The sequence below is a fragment of the Planktothrix prolifica NIVA-CYA 540 genome, from assembly GCF_963864145.1.
GTDB classification, from domain to species: domain Bacteria; phylum Cyanobacteriota; class Cyanobacteriia; order Cyanobacteriales; family Microcoleaceae; genus Planktothrix; species Planktothrix agardhii.
The window spans coordinates 5,401,078-5,419,367 of sequence record NZ_CAWLTW010000001.1; the positions used below are offsets into that span (position 1 = coordinate 5,401,078).

The 18,290-nt window shown below is 39.4% G+C and carries 11 protein-coding genes; 5 read left to right on the top strand and 6 right to left on the bottom strand.

The features are described 5' to 3' along the window. Nucleotides 1-617 precede the first annotated feature (617 nt). The 3 genes from AC559H_RS24160 (at nt 618) to AC559H_RS24170 (ending at nt 5,338) form a co-directional block, all read left to right on the top strand. A complete protein-coding gene (locus AC559H_RS24160; RefSeq protein WP_026794655.1) occupies nt 618-1,805 on the top strand; it encodes a tetratricopeptide repeat-containing S1 family peptidase in 1,188 nt (395 codons plus the stop codon). Between the two features lie 55 nt (nt 1,806-1,860). After that, entirely contained in the window at nt 1,861-4,995 is a 3,135-nt protein-coding gene (locus tag AC559H_RS24165) for a type ISP restriction/modification enzyme (RefSeq protein ID WP_036832181.1), read from the top strand. 109 nt (nt 4,996-5,104) lie between these two features. Beyond that, on the top strand, nt 5,105-5,338 hold the full coding sequence (locus tag AC559H_RS24170) for a prevent-host-death family protein (protein ID WP_026794654.1): 234 nt from the start codon (nt 5,105-5,107) through the stop codon (nt 5,336-5,338). A 5-nt stretch (nt 5,339-5,343) separates the two neighbouring features. Here the strand turns inward: AC559H_RS24170 and AC559H_RS24175 are convergent, their stop codons facing one another. Next, nucleotides 5,344-6,909, bottom strand: a complete 1,566-nt coding sequence (locus tag AC559H_RS24175; protein WP_036832179.1) for a PQQ-binding-like beta-propeller repeat protein — start codon at nt 6,907-6,909, stop codon at nt 5,344-5,346. A gap of 292 nt (nt 6,910-7,201) precedes the next feature. On the opposite strand from AC559H_RS24175, the gene AC559H_RS24180 reads away from it, so the two are divergent. Together AC559H_RS24180 and AC559H_RS24185 are read left to right on the top strand one after the other, a co-directional pair. After that, nucleotides 7,202-9,271: a thioredoxin domain-containing protein gene (locus tag AC559H_RS24180; RefSeq protein ID WP_026794652.1), complete on the top strand. Its 2,070-nt coding sequence runs from the start codon at nt 7,202-7,204 to the stop codon at nt 9,269-9,271. A gap of 119 nt (nt 9,272-9,390) precedes the next feature. Further along, entirely contained in the window at nt 9,391-10,170 is a 780-nt protein-coding gene (locus AC559H_RS24185) for an MBL fold metallo-hydrolase (RefSeq protein WP_026786195.1), read from the top strand. A gap of 56 nt (nt 10,171-10,226) precedes the next feature. Here AC559H_RS24185 and AC559H_RS24190 read toward each other — a convergent pair whose 3' ends face one another. The 5 genes from AC559H_RS24190 to AC559H_RS24210 all read right to left on the bottom strand — a co-directional run bounded on the left by AC559H_RS24190 (nt 10,227) and on the right by AC559H_RS24210 (nt 18,116). Further along, nucleotides 10,227-10,679 carry a DUF29 domain-containing protein gene (locus tag AC559H_RS24190; protein WP_026794651.1) on the bottom strand — a complete coding sequence of 151 codons (453 nt, stop codon included), beginning with the start codon at nt 10,677-10,679 and terminating at the stop codon, nt 10,227-10,229. Nucleotides 10,680-10,859: 180 nt separating this feature from the next. Next, nucleotides 10,860-12,176, bottom strand: coding sequence for a flotillin family protein (locus AC559H_RS24195; RefSeq protein ID WP_051319571.1), 1,317 nt, complete (start codon nt 12,174-12,176; stop codon nt 10,860-10,862). Between the two features lie 211 nt (nt 12,177-12,387). Next, nucleotides 12,388-13,680 (bottom strand): flotillin family protein, encoded by a 1,293-nt coding sequence (locus AC559H_RS24200; protein ID WP_414092999.1) that lies wholly within the window; start codon nt 13,678-13,680, stop codon nt 12,388-12,390. 231 nt (nt 13,681-13,911) lie between these two features. Further along, complete coding sequence (locus AC559H_RS24205; protein ID WP_237745567.1) at nt 13,912-14,514, bottom strand: NfeD family protein; 603 nt, start codon at nt 14,512-14,514, stop codon at nt 13,912-13,914. A 173-nt stretch (nt 14,515-14,687) separates the two neighbouring features. Beyond that, complete coding sequence (locus tag AC559H_RS24210; RefSeq protein ID WP_026798617.1) at nt 14,688-18,116, bottom strand: SGNH/GDSL hydrolase family protein; 3,429 nt, start codon at nt 18,114-18,116, stop codon at nt 14,688-14,690. Between the last annotated feature and the right edge of the window lie 174 nt (nt 18,117-18,290).

Below are 18,290 nucleotides of genomic sequence, written 5' to 3' on the forward strand. Positions count from 1 at the left end.
GGGAGGGGTCGAGATAGATGGAAATATTACAACTGATTTAGGATTGCTATAGTAGGGGTAATTCATGAATTACCCCTACATCTATAGCAATCCTATTTGAGTTGTGTTCAAAAGTCCTGAGCAAAAGGGAACACCGGAACAGCCCCCCAAACCCCCCGTGCACGGGGGGCTTGGGGGGGGAGAGAACGCCGGATCTGGGGTAATACTTCTGGCTGTTTCATGTCAGTATTAAAATGTTATAGCCTATTTAGGATTGCTATAGGGTTACATCCCCAAATTTGCGTAAGTCCTGACTACAGTTAAAACTGCGGCGAGTCGTTTTTCATCCTGGCTCTGAAGATGCAGGGCTTCCAAACTCCCAACTTATTTATGTGAAACAGTCTCCTGACCATGCAAGGTCTTTAGCGGGGAGGGAGTCAGAAATGTTATATTGAAATTGTTTGTTTGCACCGAATTGGGATTAACTTAAAATAAAAGTCAGAAAAATGATGAACAAAATCCAGTGAATTTGCGTCTATTGATCAAAATGTCCTCTTACGAATTTTGTCCTAGTTTTTAACGGGTAGTGGGTAACGGATAATGACAAATCAAGGGAATTTATATCTAGGAGTTAAATTATGGGTTTAGGGTTGTTTTCGTCTGATTCCCTTCTTTATCTGCTAACGGGAACAGCAACAGTTGTCACCCTGGTTGTCAGTCAGTCTGCAATTGTCCTGGCAAAAACAGCGCAACAGGTGGCAGAAATCGCCGAACCTATTACCGTACAAATTAACAGCCCGTTAGGGGATGGGTCTGGGGTGATTATTGCTAAAAATGGCAAGGTTTATACGGTTTTGACGGTGAATCATGTTGTAGAAGATCCAAATGTTAAATATACCGTGCGAACTTCCGATGGAAATAGTCATCCACAGACAAAAATTGTTCGGTTACAAAATGATGATAAAGAACCGGATTTAGCTATTATTCAATTTGAAAGTTCTCAAAACTATCCGATTGCTACATTAGGTAATTCTGAACAAGCAGTTATTGGTGCTCAGATTTATGTTTATGGATATCCCGCAACCGGGGGATTAACTGGAGTAGAAAGGGAACCCGAATTATCCCCTGGATTAGTTACCAGTCGCCCGAAAAGTCGTCCAGAAGGCTATAATTTACGCTATCAAGCGGTGACTTGGAGCGGGATGAGTGGGGGGCCAGTTTTCGATTCTGAAGGCCGGGTGGTGGGCTTACATGGACAGGGAGAATTTGGCTTTGCTCAAACCAGTTCCGGTGATGTCGCCCCGATTAAAACGGGATTCAATGCGGCTATTCCCATCAATTTATTTATCACAAAATTGTTAGAAACAGGCTTAAAATTATCGGATTTAGTCATTGATGAAAAACTACCGGAAGCTAACCCCGTTTCCTTAGATTTTCCGCGAACCTATCAGGCGTTTTATTTTCAAGGGTTAACTTTATTAGATCAAGGTGAAACCTGGGATGCGATTGATGCTTTTAATCACGCGATCGAATTAGATCCTAACACTCCTGAAGCCTATTTTAATCGAGGAATTGCCCGGACTCTTTTAGCCACTAATATTGGTGAACCCACCCGTGCCCCTAATCCAATTGAGGATTATACCGAAGCTATTCGTTTAAATCCTGGTTTTGCTGATGCCTATTATAATCGAGCTTTGGCTTATCTGGAATTGAAGAATAAAATTAACGCCAGATCGGATTTTCAAAAAGCGGCGGAACTTTATGACAAATTAGGTCGAAAAGCTGCCTATCAAGAGGTGTTAAATCGTCTGAAAGAACTTGAATAGGCTACTTTGTTTTTTGAGTTCTATATTCAATTTTATAAAATTCAAGAGGTCGAGAATGATAGAAAAATACATTCAAAATATCAATAAGCGTTATCAACTAGGTAATGCAACTGAACATACGTTTCGGGGCGATTTACAACAACTGATTGAAAATTTGGTTCCTACTATTAGTGCGACCAATGAACCTAAACGGCAATCCTGTGGAGCACCAGATTATATTTTAACCAAAAAAGATATACCCGTTGGTTTTATAGAAGCAAAAGACATTGGGGATAAAGACCTTAAAGGAGCTAAAAAAACCGGAAATAAAGAACAATTTGATCGTTACAAAGCATCTTTAAATAACTTAATTTTCACGGATTATCTTGATTTTCATTTATATAGAGATGGCGAATTTATTACTAAAATTGCTATAGGAGAAGTAACAGAAAAAGGGATTAAATCTTTACCCGAAAATTTTTTAACATTTACTAACCTGATTAGAGATTTTTGTACTCACATCGGACAAACGATCAAAAGTCCTAAAAAACTAGCAGAAATGATGGCTGGGAAAGCTCGTCTTCTTTCTGGAGTAATTGAAAAAGCCTTAATGAGTGACGAAATTAACCAAGAAAATAGTACGCTTAAAGACCAAATGGGTGCTTTTAAGAAAATCCTAATTCACGATATTACGCCTAAAGAATTTGCTGATGTATATGCTCAAACCATTGCTTACGGGATGTTTGCGGCTCGATTACATGACCCGGATTTAGCAACTTTCAGCCGACAGGAAGCTGCGGAACTTATTCCTAAATCAAATCCGTTTTTAAGAAAGCTATTTGGATACATTGCTGGGCCGGATATTGATGACCGAATTAAATGGATAGTCGATAATTTAGTAGAAATATTTTTAGCTTGTAATGTCGAAGAAATTTTAAAAAATTACGGTAAATCTACAAAAATGGAAGACCCAATTATCCATTTTTACGAAACCTTTTTAAGTGAATACGACCCAAAATTGCGTAAAGCTCGTGGTGTTTGGTACACACCCGCACCCGTTGTAAATTTTATAGTTAGAGCGGTTGATGATATTTTAAAAACGGAATTTGATTTACCCCAAGGACTTGCAGACAATAGCAAAACTAAAATCAAGGTTGATGTGCAGGGAAAACAGGTTGAGCAGGAAGTTCACAAAGTCCAAATCCTTGACCCCGCCGCCGGAACCGGAACTTTTCTGGCCGAAGTTATTAAACATATTCATAACAAATTTGTCGGACAACAAGGGATTTGGAGCAATTATGTAGAAACCCATTTATTGCCCCGTCTCAACGGTTTTGAGTTGCTGATGGCGAGTTATGCTATGGCACATCTTCAATTAGATTTACTATTAACAGAAACAGGCTACAAACCCAGCAATAACCAACGTTTTAGAGTTTACCTTACTAACAGCTTAGAAGAACAGCACCCCGACACGGGAACGCTATTTGCAAGTTGGTTAAGTGCCGAAGCTAATGAAGCTAATTATATTAAAAGAGATACGCCTGTAATGTGTGTTATTGGGAATCCACCTTATAGCGGAATTTCATCTAATAATGGCGAATGGATTAATAAACTAATTGAAGATTATAAATATATTGATGGCGTACATTTTAATGAACGCAAACATTGGTTAAATGATGACTATGTTAAATTCTTGCGTTACGGACAGCATTTTATTGAGAAAAACGGAAGTGGTGTTTTGGCATTTATAAATCCGCATGGATTTTTAGACAATCCAACTTTCAGAGGAATGCGTTGGAATTTGCTAAAAACTTATGACAAAATTTATACTATAGACTTACACGGAAATAGCAAAAAAAAAGAAACTTCACCTGATGGAAGTGCTGATGTTAATGTATTTGACATTATGCAAGGTGTTTCAATTAATATTTTTGTAAAAACAGGAAAGAAAAAGGCAAACGAATTAGGAAAAGTATTTCATTTTGACTTGTATGGCAAAAGAGAAATGAAATATGATTTCCTTTCTGATAGCTCATTGAAATCAGTTGAGTTTCAAGAGTTAAAACCAGAAAAACCATTTTTATTTTTCGTCCCAAAAGATAATACAGGCAGAGAGGTTTATGAAAGTGGATTTAGAGTTAATGACTTGTTTTCAAAAAATGTTACTGGCATTGTTACAATGGGCGATAGCTTCATTATTGAAGAAAAACTAAATGTATTAAAGAAGCGTTTAGATAATTTTATCAGTAATGAAATTAGTGAAGATTTATTGAACCGAGAATATGGTCTGGGAAAAAATTATGCCCAATGGATTTTAGAAAATAAGCCAAACATAAAATTAGATGATAATAAATACACAAAATTTTCTTATCGCCCTTTTGATGATAAATACACTTATTTTGATAATAAACTGATTTGGAGATGGAGAGTTGATGTTATGCAACATTTCATTAAAGGTGAAAATGTTGGAATTGATTTATGTCGTCAATTAGTTTCAGACAGTTACGCTCATATTTTTATAACCAATAAAATTGTTGACGACTCTTTTGTTTCAAATAAATCACGGGAAAGAGGTTATGTCTTCCCACTTTATTTATATCCCGAAAACAAAGGACAACAAACTATCTTACAAACAGCCGAAAGAACACCAAACCTAAACACAGATATTATAAAGCAAATAGCAGAAAATTTAGGATTAACTTTTACCAACGAGAAAGAAACCACAGAAAACACATTTGCACCCATAGATATTTTAGACTATATTTATGCGGTTTTACACTCGCCAAATTACCGAGAAAAATATAAAGAGTTTCTAAAAATTGATTTTCCCAGAGTCCCCTATCCCAAAGACCAAAACACTTTTTGGCAATTGGTAAAATTAGGCGAAGAAATCAGACAAATCCATTTATTAGAAAGCCCAACCGTTGAAAAATATATTACACAATATCCCATAGATGGAGATAATATTGTCACAAAACCAAAGTATCAAGATGGTAAAGTTTACATCAACAACACCCAATATTTTAATCATGTTCCTGAAATAGCTTATAACTTTTATATTGGTGGCTATCAACCCGCTCAAAAATGGCTCAAAGACCGCAAAGACCGAAAATTAGAAATTGAAGACATATTCCATTATCAAAAAATTATTGTTGCCTTGACGGAAACCGATAGACTCATGAAAGAGATTGATAAAATTGCCATCGAGTAGTGCGAGCGTCCTCGCTCGTTGGGGTAATACTATTAAAAGAATATTGTACCGCCGTCACAGTTAAAATAGATGTAAGCCAAGTTGATCTTTCCTAACCCTAGAAACCACCATGACACAAATTACCCTTGCTGAACTTCCCGAAACCCTCCAAACCCTAATTAACCAAGTAAAAAAAACAGGCGAAACCCTCACCATCATCCAAGACGGTATCCCCTTCGCTATTATTTCCCCCGTCCAGAAAAAATCCCTCCTACAAACCCTTTCTACCCTTGAACCCTTAGACGAAGACTTTGCAGACGTGGACGAAGGATTATTACCCTTAAGCGAGAAACCCGGTTTCTGATAGTTTCACCCTAATGTATATAATCCCCCATCCCGTCCACAAATCATCACCTGATTATTCCAAACCACAGGAGTTGACTCAAAAGAAACTTCCGGTTTAAATCGTCCCTTTTGTTCGACTCTTAACCGATAATATTCCCCCCGTTGGTTAGGAATAGCATTGCTTTGATTTGCTCTGGCTTCTTCCCAATATAAATTAAATAAATAAACCCCATTATATCCCGCCGTTACTAACTTATAACCATCGGTAAAAATAGGAGTTGAAATCGAGGCGCCGATTTTTTCTTGGACTAATATTAAAGGAGTTTTATATTCTCCCTTTCCTAATGGCCCAGTTACGGTTTTATCGGTGGTAATCATTTGAGAACCAATATATAAATAACCGTCAATGGCATTGGTGGCAAAAATAGCCGGAAATCCATCGGGGTTATATTCGTCATTTAACGCCACAGAACCTATTATACCGCCATCCCAGGTATTAAATTTTTGATTTTTTGTCGGTAAAAACCATTCCAAACTATCTTGAGGATTCTTGTTAGGATTGAGTTTAAGCACACCTCCATTTCCCGGAATATATTGTTTTTCAATCGCACAAAATAACTTACCATCTTGAGAAATAACCGCCGACCCATCAATATCGGAACCTGTATAAAAATCCCAAATAATTTTTCTAGTTTTTAGATCAATTCCATAAATATGTCCCGAACCAGATGCCATAAAAATCAGATTATCTAACCGAGAAGGAGAGGATTCACTAACTAAATTTCCCCCATGTCTGCTACTATCTCCATCCTGATAAAGTTGCACTTCTGATAAAATTTTAGGTTGTAAAAATCCTGATTTTTTTTCTGCCGTTTTAGCCGAACTATTGAGAAAATAACCGATCGCATTTTCCCCCGCATTAAAAATTACTCCATCTCCTAAATATAAAGGCGAACTATCATTATCTCGACTATAACTTGGGGTGGGACGTAAATTTAACTTCCAGATTTCTTTTCCAGTCCTAAAAGAAATTGCCCGAAAACTTGTAGCTAATCCTCCTTGAGACATACTGCTACGACTTCCTTGTAAAACAACAATTTGATTCTCATCTGTTGCCGTTTCATCAATATAAATACTTGAACTTCCTTTAACCACATCATCAAATTTATATCGCCAAATTTCCTTCTGAGTGTCTAATTCTATTTTTCTTAAATAATGGTCAAATGCTCCTATAATTATATAGGTTTTGCCGCGATCGCGGGTAATAGTTGGTTGTCCTGTCCATCCCGCCCCACTCCAAACTTTACGGGTACGTCCCACATAAGTTACTCCTGTTCCTAATGGGAATTTATGAATTTCTTTCAGGTTTTCCGGCACTCCTCGCCCATAAAAACGCCGTTGATCATTACCTAAATAAGTCGGAACTAATAACTCAATTTCTGGATCTAAAATTGATAATAAAGTTTTAAAATTCTCTTGAATTTCTGTTTCATTTGTGTTAAAATCAAATAATTTAGAAACACCAGAAGGAAGTAGAGATCCTAAAGAAAAATAAGCAGCAAGTTGATTAAAGCGTCGTCGAGAAACCATAATTTTAAAAGTTTGATATAATTAATAATCCCCGTAGAGACGTGCCACGGCGCGTCTATCTACTACGATATTAATACTAAACCATGAATTGCTAATTTAAAAAATTATACCCAAATTTGATATAATTAATAGTCCCCGCAGAGACGCGCCATGGCACGTCTCTACCCAGATTTAATATTAAACCATGAATTGCTAATTTAAAAAATTATACCCAAATTTGATATAATTAATAGTCCCCGCAGAGACGCGCCATGGCACGTCTCTACTTAATATTAAACTTTAGGTATCTGTAATGGTTAATCGTCTTTCTGAGTCCAAAAGTCTCTATCTTCGCAAACACGCAGAAAATCCCATTGATTGGTGGCCCTGGTGTGACGAGGCTTTAGAAACAGCAAATCAGCAAAATAAACCCATATTTCTTTCGATTGGTTATTCCAGTTGTCATTGGTGTACCGTAATGGAAGGAGAGGCATTTTCTGACCCTGGAATTGCTCAATATATGAATCAAAATTTCTTGCCAATTAAAGTTGATCGAGAAGAGCGGCCAGAAATTGATAGTATTTATATGCAAGCCTTACAAATGATGACTGGTCAAGGAGGATGGCCGTTAAATATATTCCTAACTCCCGATGAAAGAATCCCCTTTTATGGCGGCACTTATTTTCCCTTAGAACCCCGTTATGGTAGACCCGGATTTTTAGAAGTTTTACAAGCAATTCGTCGATTTTATGACTTAGAAAAAACCAAATTGCAAGCGTTTAAAGATGAAATTATGACGCATTTGCAGCAGTCTACAATTTTACCTATTTCTACATTAACCGAAGATTTATTACAAATAGGATTAGATGCCAATACTGGGGTGATTAGTCGCAATGAATATGGGGGGCCAAGGTTTCCGATGATTCCCTATTCCGAGATGGCATTACGAACAATTCGGTTTAATTTTGAGTCAAAATATGATGGGAAAGAAGCCTGTACTCAACGGGGTTTAGACTTAGCTTTAGGGGGAATTTATGACCACGTTGCGGGAGGATTTCATCGCTATACCGTTGACCCGACTTGGACAGTTCCCCACTTTGAAAAAATGCTCTATGATAACGGGCAAATTGTGGAATATTTAGCGGATTTATGGAGTGCTGGTATTCAAAAACCTGCCTTTAAACGTGCAATTCAAGGCACTGTTGAATGGTTAAAACGGGAAATGACCGCCCCGGAAGGTTATTTTTATGCTTCCCAAGATGCCGATAATTTTACCACTTCCGAGGAGTTAGAACCGGAAGAAGGGGCTTTTTATGTTTGGAATAATAGTGAACTGGAAAAAACATTAACTCCAGAAGAATATGCGGCCCTACAAGAACAATTTACTATTACTAAATCCGGTAATTTTGAAGGTAAAAATGTCTTGCAACGGTGCAATGCAGATGAGTTAAGTGATATCATCGAATCTGGTTTAGAAAAACTGTTTCAAGTTCGGTATGGGGAAATGCCAGAAACCCTAAAACTCTTTGCCCCCGCCCGCAATAATCAGGAGGCAAAAACCCATAATTGGTTAGGTAAAATTCCTCCGGTTACGGATATTAAAATGATTGTAGCTTGGAATAGTTTAATGATTTCGGGTTTAGCCAAGGCTGCAAAGGTTTTTGGGGAAGTTGAATATTTAGAATTAGCCACAAAAGCAGCCCAATTTATTCTGAATCATCAATGGGTAGATGGACGTTTACATCGAGTTAATTATGAAGGAAAACCGGATGTTGTGGGTCAGTCTGAAGATTATGCGTTATTAGTTAAATCTTTGATTGATTTACACCAAGCTAGTTTAACAGTAACTACAGCTTTAGTACAGCCAGATTATTGGTTAGAACAGGCGAAAAAAGTTCAAGAAGAATTTAATGATTTACTCTGGAGTGTGGAATTAGGAGGTTATTTTAATACCGCCAAAGACACCGGAAAAGATTTATTAGTTCGAGAACGCAGTTATATTGATAATGCAACTCCGGCCGCGAATGGGGTAGCTATTGCCAATTTAGTCCGTCTGTTTTTATTAACAGAAAATCTGGATTTTTTAGACCAAGCGGAACAAGGTTTAACCGCCTTTAGTTCGGTGATGCAAAAATCTCCCCCAGCTTGTCCGAGTTTATTTACGGCGTTAGACTGGTATCGGAATAATACCCTAGTTCGGACTTCTCCCGAACAAATTTTAGAGTTAGGTGTGCAGTATTTCCCCTCAACTATTTTTAAAGTTGATAACACGCTTTCTCATGATATTATTGGCTTAGTTTGTCAGGGATTAAAATGTAACAAGCCTGCCCAAAACTCCGAAGAACTGTTACAACAGTTGCAAGCCAGTCAAACTCGCTCTTAACTTGAATTTTTGGCTGTGTAAGTTGATATCTTTACCAGCCAATTAATAGGGATTTAATATTACTCGCCAGTTTTTTGATTTTTTTCTACAATAGTAGTGTTCTAATGGAATCAACCTCTATGTATTTTACTTGGCTCGATAGCAACTCTTGGTTACTGGAAATAGGCGGAAAACAAATTTTGATTGACCCTTGGTTAGTGGGTGCATTAACCTTTGGGAATCAAACTTGGTTATTTAAGGGGGAAAGACGAAATTCCCGACCCATTCCTGAAAAGATTGACTTAATTTTATTATCTCAGGGATTGGAAGATCACGCCCATCCTGAAACCTTAAAACAACTGAACAAAAATATCCCCGTTGTCGGCTCTCCTAGTGCGGCAAAACTTGTTCAGGAGTTGGGATATACTCAAGTACAAGCTTTGGAACATGGACAAACCTATTGTTTAGAAAATCAGGTAGAAATTAAATCCTTGCGAGGTTCTCCCATTGGCCCAACAACTCTTGAAAATGCCTATCTTTTAAAAGATTTAATAACAGAAAATACTGTTTATTATGAACCCCATGGATATCATGATTCTCTATTAAAAGAACTAGCCCCCATTGATGTCGTTATTACCCCATTAATTGATATTAGTTTACCGTTAATTGGGCCAATTATTCGTGGGCAAAAAACAGCCTTGGAGTTAGCTAAATTAGTCAGTCCCCAAGTGATGTTACCCACGGCAGCAGCCGGGGATGTGGTTTATGAAGGGTGGTTAGTTTCGTTATTAAAAGTCAGTGGTAATTTAGAGGATTTTCGGTCTATGTTAGCAAAAGAAAATCTATCAACCCGGGTACTCAACCCCCAGCCCGGAGAAGGTTTTGAAGTGGTATTAGAACGGCGTCGAGTGGGTGTTTAATTCACAACGTATAGCAGGGGCGTATTCATACGTCCTCGCTTCCTAACTGCTTTGCCTTACTCCCAGAAATCTAGGTTAAGAAGGTCATCTAAGGAGCGGGTAAATTGCCAAGTATCAGGAAATTTTGTGTTTTTATATTCGGGTTGCAGCTTTTTCAGACATTGCTGATAAACTGTATCTAGGACTTGGGGATAGTCATTCTGTAAGCTAGGAGAAATTTCAATCAAGTCTTCAATTTCGGGGCGAATATTGCGAATTGTCCTTTCCCAGCCATGATATTCTAGGGGCATATCAACATAGTAGCGCTTTATAATATGTTCTATTAATGCCCGAATTTGTCCTTTAAAGGCATTTTTCTGCGCTTTCCCCAAAGAATCTATCTCCTCTATTAAGTTGGCAATATCTAATTGTTTAAAGTCTCGATTCTGTAAATGGGTGCTCGTTTCTTCTGTCCATTTTAAAAAGTCGCAATCATACAATAATTTTAGGGGAATTAGGGATTGGGTCATGGGTTAATTAATCCTGATTTATAGGGATTATAGGTTATTTCAACTTGGGGAGTTAACCAGCCTAGAGAAAGCATTAATCGAGTTTAGAAAAGTTCGCCGTCCTTTATTAGTTAGAAACACCGCATTACTAATCGCTTAGGGGGAGGATACCTCGCCCCTACGGTTTAATTTACAACAGAATTAGGTTTCTGAATTAGATTCGGGGAAATTTTTGGAGACTGATTGTAACACTTGAGGTACAATTGGAGGAATCGGTTGGGATGGGGAATGATTTCGACTCATGGTTTCAATAGTTTCTGCCACATCAATCCCAGTTGTTTGCTTCAATTCCGTTAAAAATGCGGCTAACTTTGTCGCAGTTCCTCCTTGCTGACTATTGACAACGGTAACATTATCCACTTCAACTTCAGGAACAGTTTCCACAATGGTTTTTAACAATACTTCTAATTTTTGATATAGGAAAATCTCCCTGGCATTTGACCCCGCCAACTTCCAAGATTCAGCTAATCGTTTAGTAGCTTCCGCTTGAGCTTTTCCAGCTTCTAATATTTGAGACGCATTCCCTTTCGCTTCAGCCATAGCCCGTTTACATTGAGCCTCGGCGGGTGCAACTACATCCGCTTGTAACTGTTGTTCGACCTGCTTAATTCGGGCTTGCTGAACTAACACCTGAGCCTGGGTTTTTGCCACTTTAGACGCCGTTTCCGACTCCGATTCCGCAATCACAGCTTGTCGTTTAGTAACGGCATCTTTAACCCGTCTTTCTGCCTCGGCTTTAGCAACTTCAATATCCGTTTCTAATTTTTTCAAGGAAGTATTTTTCTGATTTTCTGCGGTTTGAATAATTGATTCCGCATGGGCTTTAGCCTCAGCAATTCGAGAATCTTTGAATAAATCCGCCCGTTGTTTTCTCCCAATAGAATCCAAATATCCCACTTCATCAAAGATATTTTGAACTTGCAAAGTATCCAATACTAACCCCAACTTTTCTAAATCATCTTCTGCTTCGTCTAATAAACTTTTAGCAAAAGCTAATTTATCCCCATTCACCTGTTCCGGGGTTAAACTTGCTAAAACACCGCGTAAATTCCCTTCTAAAGTTTCCTTAGCTAATTGTTCAATTTCCTTCCGACTCTTGCCTAATAACCGTTCAATTGCATTATGAATTGTCGGTTCTTCCCCAGCAATTTTAATATTAGCTACCCCTTCAACGGTTAACGGAATACCTCCTTTAGAATAGGCATTAGAGACTTTTAACTCAATAATCATATTGGTTAAATCCATCCGAAAAGCGTCTTCTAATAAAGGAATTCTAATGCTACTACCACCTTTAACCAAACGATAACCAACATCTGTTCCACCTTCAACAGTGCTACGACTTCCCGCAAAAATCAACACTTCACTGGGTTGGCAAATATAGTATAGGTTGCGAATAATCAAAAATCCCGCCCCCGTTCCTAATCCTAAAACCCCTAACAATGCAATGATAATTCCCATGTTTAAAATCTCCTAAAATATGTTGTTGCGCCGTTGTTGCGCTTAAGCGCAATCTTTAAGATTTAAAGCCCAACAACGTTAACTTCCCAAATTAAGATAAGAGGGCTAAAGCCCAACAACGGCCCAACAACGTTAACTTCCCAAATTAAGATAAGAGGGCTAAAGCCCAACAACGGCCCAACAACGGCCCAACAACGGCCCAACAACGTGATTATTTTGCCGATAATTTAACCCCCAAAATATGCTCAACAGTTTCCAAAAACTGCCGGAAAATTTCAGGATAGATATTAACAACACCCGCAACAGATTTCCCATCCCCACTATCAATAACATTAATATTTTTTAACTTAACTCGGTTAGGAACCTTAGCCGCTTCACGGAGAATCATTTCAATTTGTTGTAAATTAAATAATTCCGAAGCATCCGATCCCGTTTCCTTCCACACTTGATTTAATAAATCCGTTACCGTTGCCGCAGCCAAGGCATTTTCGATTAAAGATGCCGCCTCTCCTCTGGCTCTTAATTCCTTCGCTTGACGTTGAGCATCCGCAGGTAAAACCTCATCGGATTCTAACCGTAACCGCTCTAATTCTGCCCTGACAGTTTGCAATAATTGTTCCGCTTTTGCCCGAGCTTCTTCCCCGGCTGCGGTGGTTCTTTCTTCTTCAGAACGGGCTTGCTGTTCTAATTCAGCTTTGATTTTTCTAAGTTCATTTCCCTTCTGTAAAACAATAGTTTGGGCTTGGGTTTTTGCCACTTCCGCTTGTCGGCGACAGTCGGCTTCAGTTTGTTCAGCTTCCGCCATGGCATTAGATTCTGCGATTTCCGCATCTCGAACAATTAAGGCAATTTGACGGCGACCAATGGAGTTGAGATAATCAACATCATCGGAAACACTTTGAATTTTTAAAGTATCTAATTGTAGACCTAATTTTGATAAATCACGGGAGACATCTTCGGCAATACTTTCGGCAAATTGTAGACGGTCTTCGTTTAATTGTTCTGGGGTTAAAGTTCCCACAACACCGCGTAAATTTCCTTCTAATGTTTCTTTAGCAACCCGAGAAATTTCTGAACGATCTCGCTCCAAAAATCGTTCGATCGCATTTCCTACAATCTTCCGATCATTAGATATTTTAACATTAGCGATCGCTTGAATATTTAACGGAGTTCCCCCTTTAGAATAGGCATTTTTAACTTCCACTCGCACGGGCATTGTCCGTAAATCCATGGTTTTAACGGTTTCTAAAATCGGAATACACATTGTCCGACCGCCAAAAATTACCCGATAACCCAGTTCCTGTCCGTCTTGATTCCGACGTTTCCGACCGGATAAAATTAAAATTTCATTGGGTTTACAAATTTGCAGAAAGGTATTAAGAAACCATAGAAAAATAATCACACCAAAAATAGAAAGGGCAACGGGTAAAGCCGTTCCAATATTGCCAGAACTATTATCAGGAGGAAGATCAGCATTAGGAACTTGGGCAACTTCCGTGATCATTGGTGAATTGTGAATTTTTGGGATATAATCTTGGGTCATTTTTACTCCAATTAATCAGTTAAGAGGGAACAGCCCCCCCCAAACTCCCCGTGCACGGGGGGCTAGGGGGGGAGGGAACGCCGGATCTGGGGTAATACTTCTGACTGTTTCATGTCAGTATTAAAATGTTACAACCTATTTATGATTGCTATATTATCTTTGATTTTTTGGGATTCTTCTCAATCTTAATCCTTAATTCAAGTTTTCCTCCGAAATTACTAAGACTTTATTATGACTTCTACCAACGACAAAAACCTTATCCCCTTTTTCAAAGCTATGGGTATCTTCGGTAATGGCGACAACATCTACCATAGATTCCTTCAGATATAATCTGACTTTGCCTTTGCAATTTTGATCAAAGGGAATTTCAACGGTTCCCGATAATCCAATCATATCTTCAGATAAAATTAAACTATTGGCTTGTTGTCGGCGAAGTCGGCCTAAAATTCCTACAATTGTGGTTCCAAAGCTAACTCCAATTCCCAAGGAAATCGCCAAAATCAGGATAGGAGGCAACAGAGGATTAAGTTTTGTTAAAATAAATCCAGTTAAGCCAAAAAAACAACTCCCAAACGTCCAAAATCGTAAGGTTAAAAAGGGTAAGTGAAATACTGGTTTAGGGGATTTTCGATGGCTTCTGGATGTGAGAGTTTCTGGATCATTTTTAGGTTCAGAAAGTTCGACATCCATCTCAAAATGAGTATCAAAATCAATTCCATCAAATCCAGCAAAGGCTGATAGAATCACAAAACCCCCACCAATAGTAAGACAGAATAGATACAGCGTCAACATCATGGGGTTCCTATGTGCGGAAAAACCATTCAAATAATTCTATTGTTACAAATATTAGAGACGATGTATAGCGCTACGCATTACAGTTGTAGAGATGCGCCAATATAGCCTTCGTCATCCCTGTCTATACTAAATCCAGAGAGACGCGCCATGGCACGTCTCTACTAAATCCTCGTCTACTTCCTTCTTGGCCAAGGAATTTGCTCCAGTTCAACTAACTTTTGAGAAACAGCCACTGCACCATATTGATTTAAGTGACTCGGATCGGAAAAATAATTATAGTTTTGTAACAATTCGCCGGATAAATCAATAAAAGTAATTCCCGTTTCCTGACTGATTGATTGCATAAAATCCCTAAATTTTTGTTCATAAGCCATCCGCACTTGATCCAGATAATCCTCAGTAAGAGGCATATTAACAAACACCAAATTTATATTTTTAGAGTCTACATATTCAATTAAATTTTTTAAAGCAGTGGTTTGTTTTCCCTCTAATTCAAACCCTTTATAATCCCCATCATAATAACCAGAAACTTGAGAATGATTTTGATAATAAATTTCAGGGCTAAATTGAGTCGATAAAGGTAAAAATCCACTGGGTAAAAACTCAGAGGCTTTCAGTGATTGGTCATTAAAAGGTTCACCTTCATCAACGGGGGATTCAATCTGGTTTTTAAACCCTTCTCCCCTGACTATAGACTGTAATAGAAATTGCAGGCGATCGCGTTTTTCATATACTTGTGAATAGCCTACAAACTGTTGATTTAATTCCGTTTGAAACCCCTCAAAATTCAATTGTCCTTGATGAAACTTTTTAGCTAAATTTCCCCAACTAGATTGCCAACCTATAATAGAAGGCTGCTTCTGCTCAATTTGGGGCTGAATTTGAAATGTTCCCTGGGAAATTTGTTGATAACCTTCCGAGGCAGAAATAGTTTCATAAGTACGATCAACTCGACCACTATTCAGGGCGCGTACCCCATCAGCTAGAATAATTAACTTGGGTAATTGTTCCGGGGGTAAAATTTGACGAATAATTAAATCAACAATTTGTACAGTTGCTCCATTCACCCCGAAATTATAAACTTTTAATTTCCCATAACCCCGGGCTTTTAACTCCGTTTCTAAAACCCCAGGATCAATCCCCCGTAAAGCCCTAGAACTCCCAATAATCATAATATCCGGGGGGCGTTTTTCCGTCAAAATAAAATGCTGATATCGAGCTAACTGTTCATCTAATTGGGGGCTTTTAAAAGTTGGATAAAGAAATTGAGCTAACTTACAGGCTTCTAACCCTAATTTTGTATCAGATAAATTGCATTTTTGGTTTTTGACCGTGGAAGAAATAAAATTACTACCATTAAAAATATCATTTTCTTTGGAATTTTTCTGACTTTCCGTAATATCTGATGCTACGATAATTTCCGAGTTTTTTTCCTCTAAATTACTAGAATTATCAGTAGTAATTACCATTTCCCCAACCCCATCCAGAGGAATTTCTACTAACAATTCCCCTAGAATTTTATCCACCTGTACAACAAATAATCCTCCCAAAGTTGCCCAAACCAAAGCTAAGGCAATTTTTTGATAACGGTGGGTTTTGCTAGGCACAGAAACCATCATCGCCGTCCGTGGGGCAAATAACCGGGTTGTTACCAATCCTTGGGCGAGAACTTCAGCCCCCCGATCTAAAACCTCTCGCCAATTGGGATAGAGCAGATTTGAGGGTTTGGAAACATCGGCTTCAAGATGATCCAGATTTAAGTCAGGACGCAGGACTAAACCATCGGGTAAAGATGACTTTTCTCCCAGGGTTTCGCCCTCCTCTGGGGGAGTAACAAAATCGGGTAAGACGGAGGGGACAGTATCAGGTTGACTGGTTTTTAGATAAATCCCGTAGCGCCAGAGAGGAAGTTTCTGTCCTGAACGACGGCCATAAATTCTCACCCCGGAAATACCACTAATCCGATGGTTGCGTAAAAATTGAGCAATCACCGGAGCCACCTGAGATTGGGACGGACAAGTGGCTCCCTCGGTCATGACGTGCAGTAATTCGGCTTTTTGTAATAACAGTACCCGAATCCCCCCCGTGGCTAGTTTTAGCTCTAAATCGGGATTAACTAAACGAGTCAGAACAAAGCGCAAGGCGGAAAGATTGCCCTGTTCCGCTAAGGTTAGAGCCGTGGGCTGGAGGTCAGAATGTTGGGCCGCGGGTAAATTTAACCAATCTACCCAAATCGGAGCACCCGGTTTAGCTTGGGTGGCGGTGGTTTCTAAACCATAGACCGTGGCGGCACAAATTCCTTGAGGAGCCAGGATATCCAATAGGGGGATAACAATATCCATCACCGCCTGTTTATCGGGAACCTGACGCTTGCGGCTTTTGGTTGCACCGTTCGTTTGAATGCAATGACAGAACAGATGCAGGGTGGATTCTTTTAACGTAGTTCGGACTTCTATCTGTAATTGACTCAATTTGTCATTGATTAAGCGGGCGATCGCCTGTTCATCCCCCCAGCGCCCCCACTGTTTGAGAATCCGATCCGGTGAGGTTAAATCAATCCGTAACATCCAGTCGGGGGTAGATTCCCCCTGGACTTGCAACAAAATACAAGCATCCCGAAACCCTTCAAGCTGCAACTGTCGCAACCGTTGAGCAATGGGTTGAGCTAATAGGGAGGGATCGGGACTATAGGCCGATTCACACAATACCCACAGCCTCCGACCGGATGGATTGGTTTCCGGTAGGGCTTCGGTTTTTTTGCCTTTCGGGGATTTTTCCCGAATCGTCACTTTTACCCCAACGCCTAATCCTCCTAAAATCTCGCTCAGGTAGCTGGCGATCGCATCGGGATAACCCTGTCGGGCTAAACTTTCCGTTGACACCTCAATGGCTGTAACCGTTGACGGTTGAGGGTCAGTTATTGATGGTTGTATTAATGGTTCGTTATTAGTTGTTAATGGTTGAGGGTTGAGGGTTGTTGATGATTGTGTATTAGGGAGGGAGGACGCTGGCACTGCTGCGGGTGCTTCGGTGTTAAATTCCAAAGGCATGGAAGTGAAAGCCAGACCTTCATCGGCGAGGGAGGAAAATGGTTCCGGTTCAGGTTGAATCGTCTCCTCAACCCCCCCTGGCTGTATACGGTGGGCCGGAGCAAGTTCCTGGGGCTGAGAGCGTCTAAATAGGCTGGTAATTTTTGTTAAGGGATTCTGTCTAGGCTCAGGAATAGGTTGAATATTTTCTGATGTTAGGGGGCTTTCAACAGCCTTAGAAGGCCCTGTAGATGTCTGAAATTGTAATTCCGTGTATTCGAGCTTAACTGTCCAATCCGGTCGTGCCGCCCCCAAACTTCGACCCGATAAAAAAATCTTGTAGATTGGTTGATTGGGCGGTAGTAAAGCCGTTAGATTCGTTTGGGTTAAGGCCCCGGAAAAATTAGATGTAGCGATTTTTTCATCGGGACTGATCAGTGCTTCACACAGAACGTGCAAATGATTGCCACGCAAACGAATTTGAACCTGCACATCCGCAAGTCCAACGGCTTTTTCTGCCCATTGGGTTAAAGCTAAACCCTCTCCGGTTAAAACTGTTTTATTGGCCTTCAATTCAACTCCCTACCCCTACCAAACGGCCCGATTTGTGAATTTCATTTCTAATCTCAAGGGTTAATGCCTGAGATGGGTTCAAAAATACAACAACACCCATGTTAGAATTCGACTACAATTTTGGCACGATTAGCCCAAAATTTAGATCAACTCCCCGTTGTTGCGCTTAAGCAC

Bases quoted from the DNA above. Each gene is read 5' to 3' on its own strand.
- AC559H_RS24160 (WP_026794655.1), top strand. From the start codon at position 618: ATGGGTTTAGGGTTGTTTTCGTCTGATTCCCTTCTTTATCTGCTAACG.
- AC559H_RS24175 (WP_036832179.1), bottom strand. From the start codon at position 6,909: ATGGTTTCTCGACGACGCTTTAATCAACTTGCTGCTTATTTTTCTTTA.
- AC559H_RS24205 (WP_237745567.1), bottom strand. From the start codon at position 14,514: ATGATGTTGACGCTGTATCTATTCTGTCTTACTATTGGTGGGGGTTTT.
- AC559H_RS24170 (WP_026794654.1), top strand. From the start codon at position 5,105: ATGACACAAATTACCCTTGCTGAACTTCCCGAAACCCTCCAAACCCTA.
- AC559H_RS24195 (WP_051319571.1), bottom strand. From the start codon at position 12,176: ATGGGAATTATCATTGCATTGTTAGGGGTTTTAGGATTAGGAACGGGG.
- AC559H_RS24190 (WP_026794651.1), bottom strand. From the start codon at position 10,679: ATGACCCAATCCCTAATTCCCCTAAAATTATTGTATGATTGCGACTTT.
- AC559H_RS24165 (WP_036832181.1), top strand. From the start codon at position 1,861: ATGATAGAAAAATACATTCAAAATATCAATAAGCGTTATCAACTAGGT.
- AC559H_RS24200 (WP_414092999.1), bottom strand. From the start codon at position 13,680: ATGATCACGGAAGTTGCCCAAGTTCCTAATGCTGATCTTCCTCCTGAT.
- AC559H_RS24185 (WP_026786195.1), top strand. From the start codon at position 9,391: ATGTATTTTACTTGGCTCGATAGCAACTCTTGGTTACTGGAAATAGGC.
- AC559H_RS24180 (WP_026794652.1), top strand. From the start codon at position 7,202: ATGGTTAATCGTCTTTCTGAGTCCAAAAGTCTCTATCTTCGCAAACAC.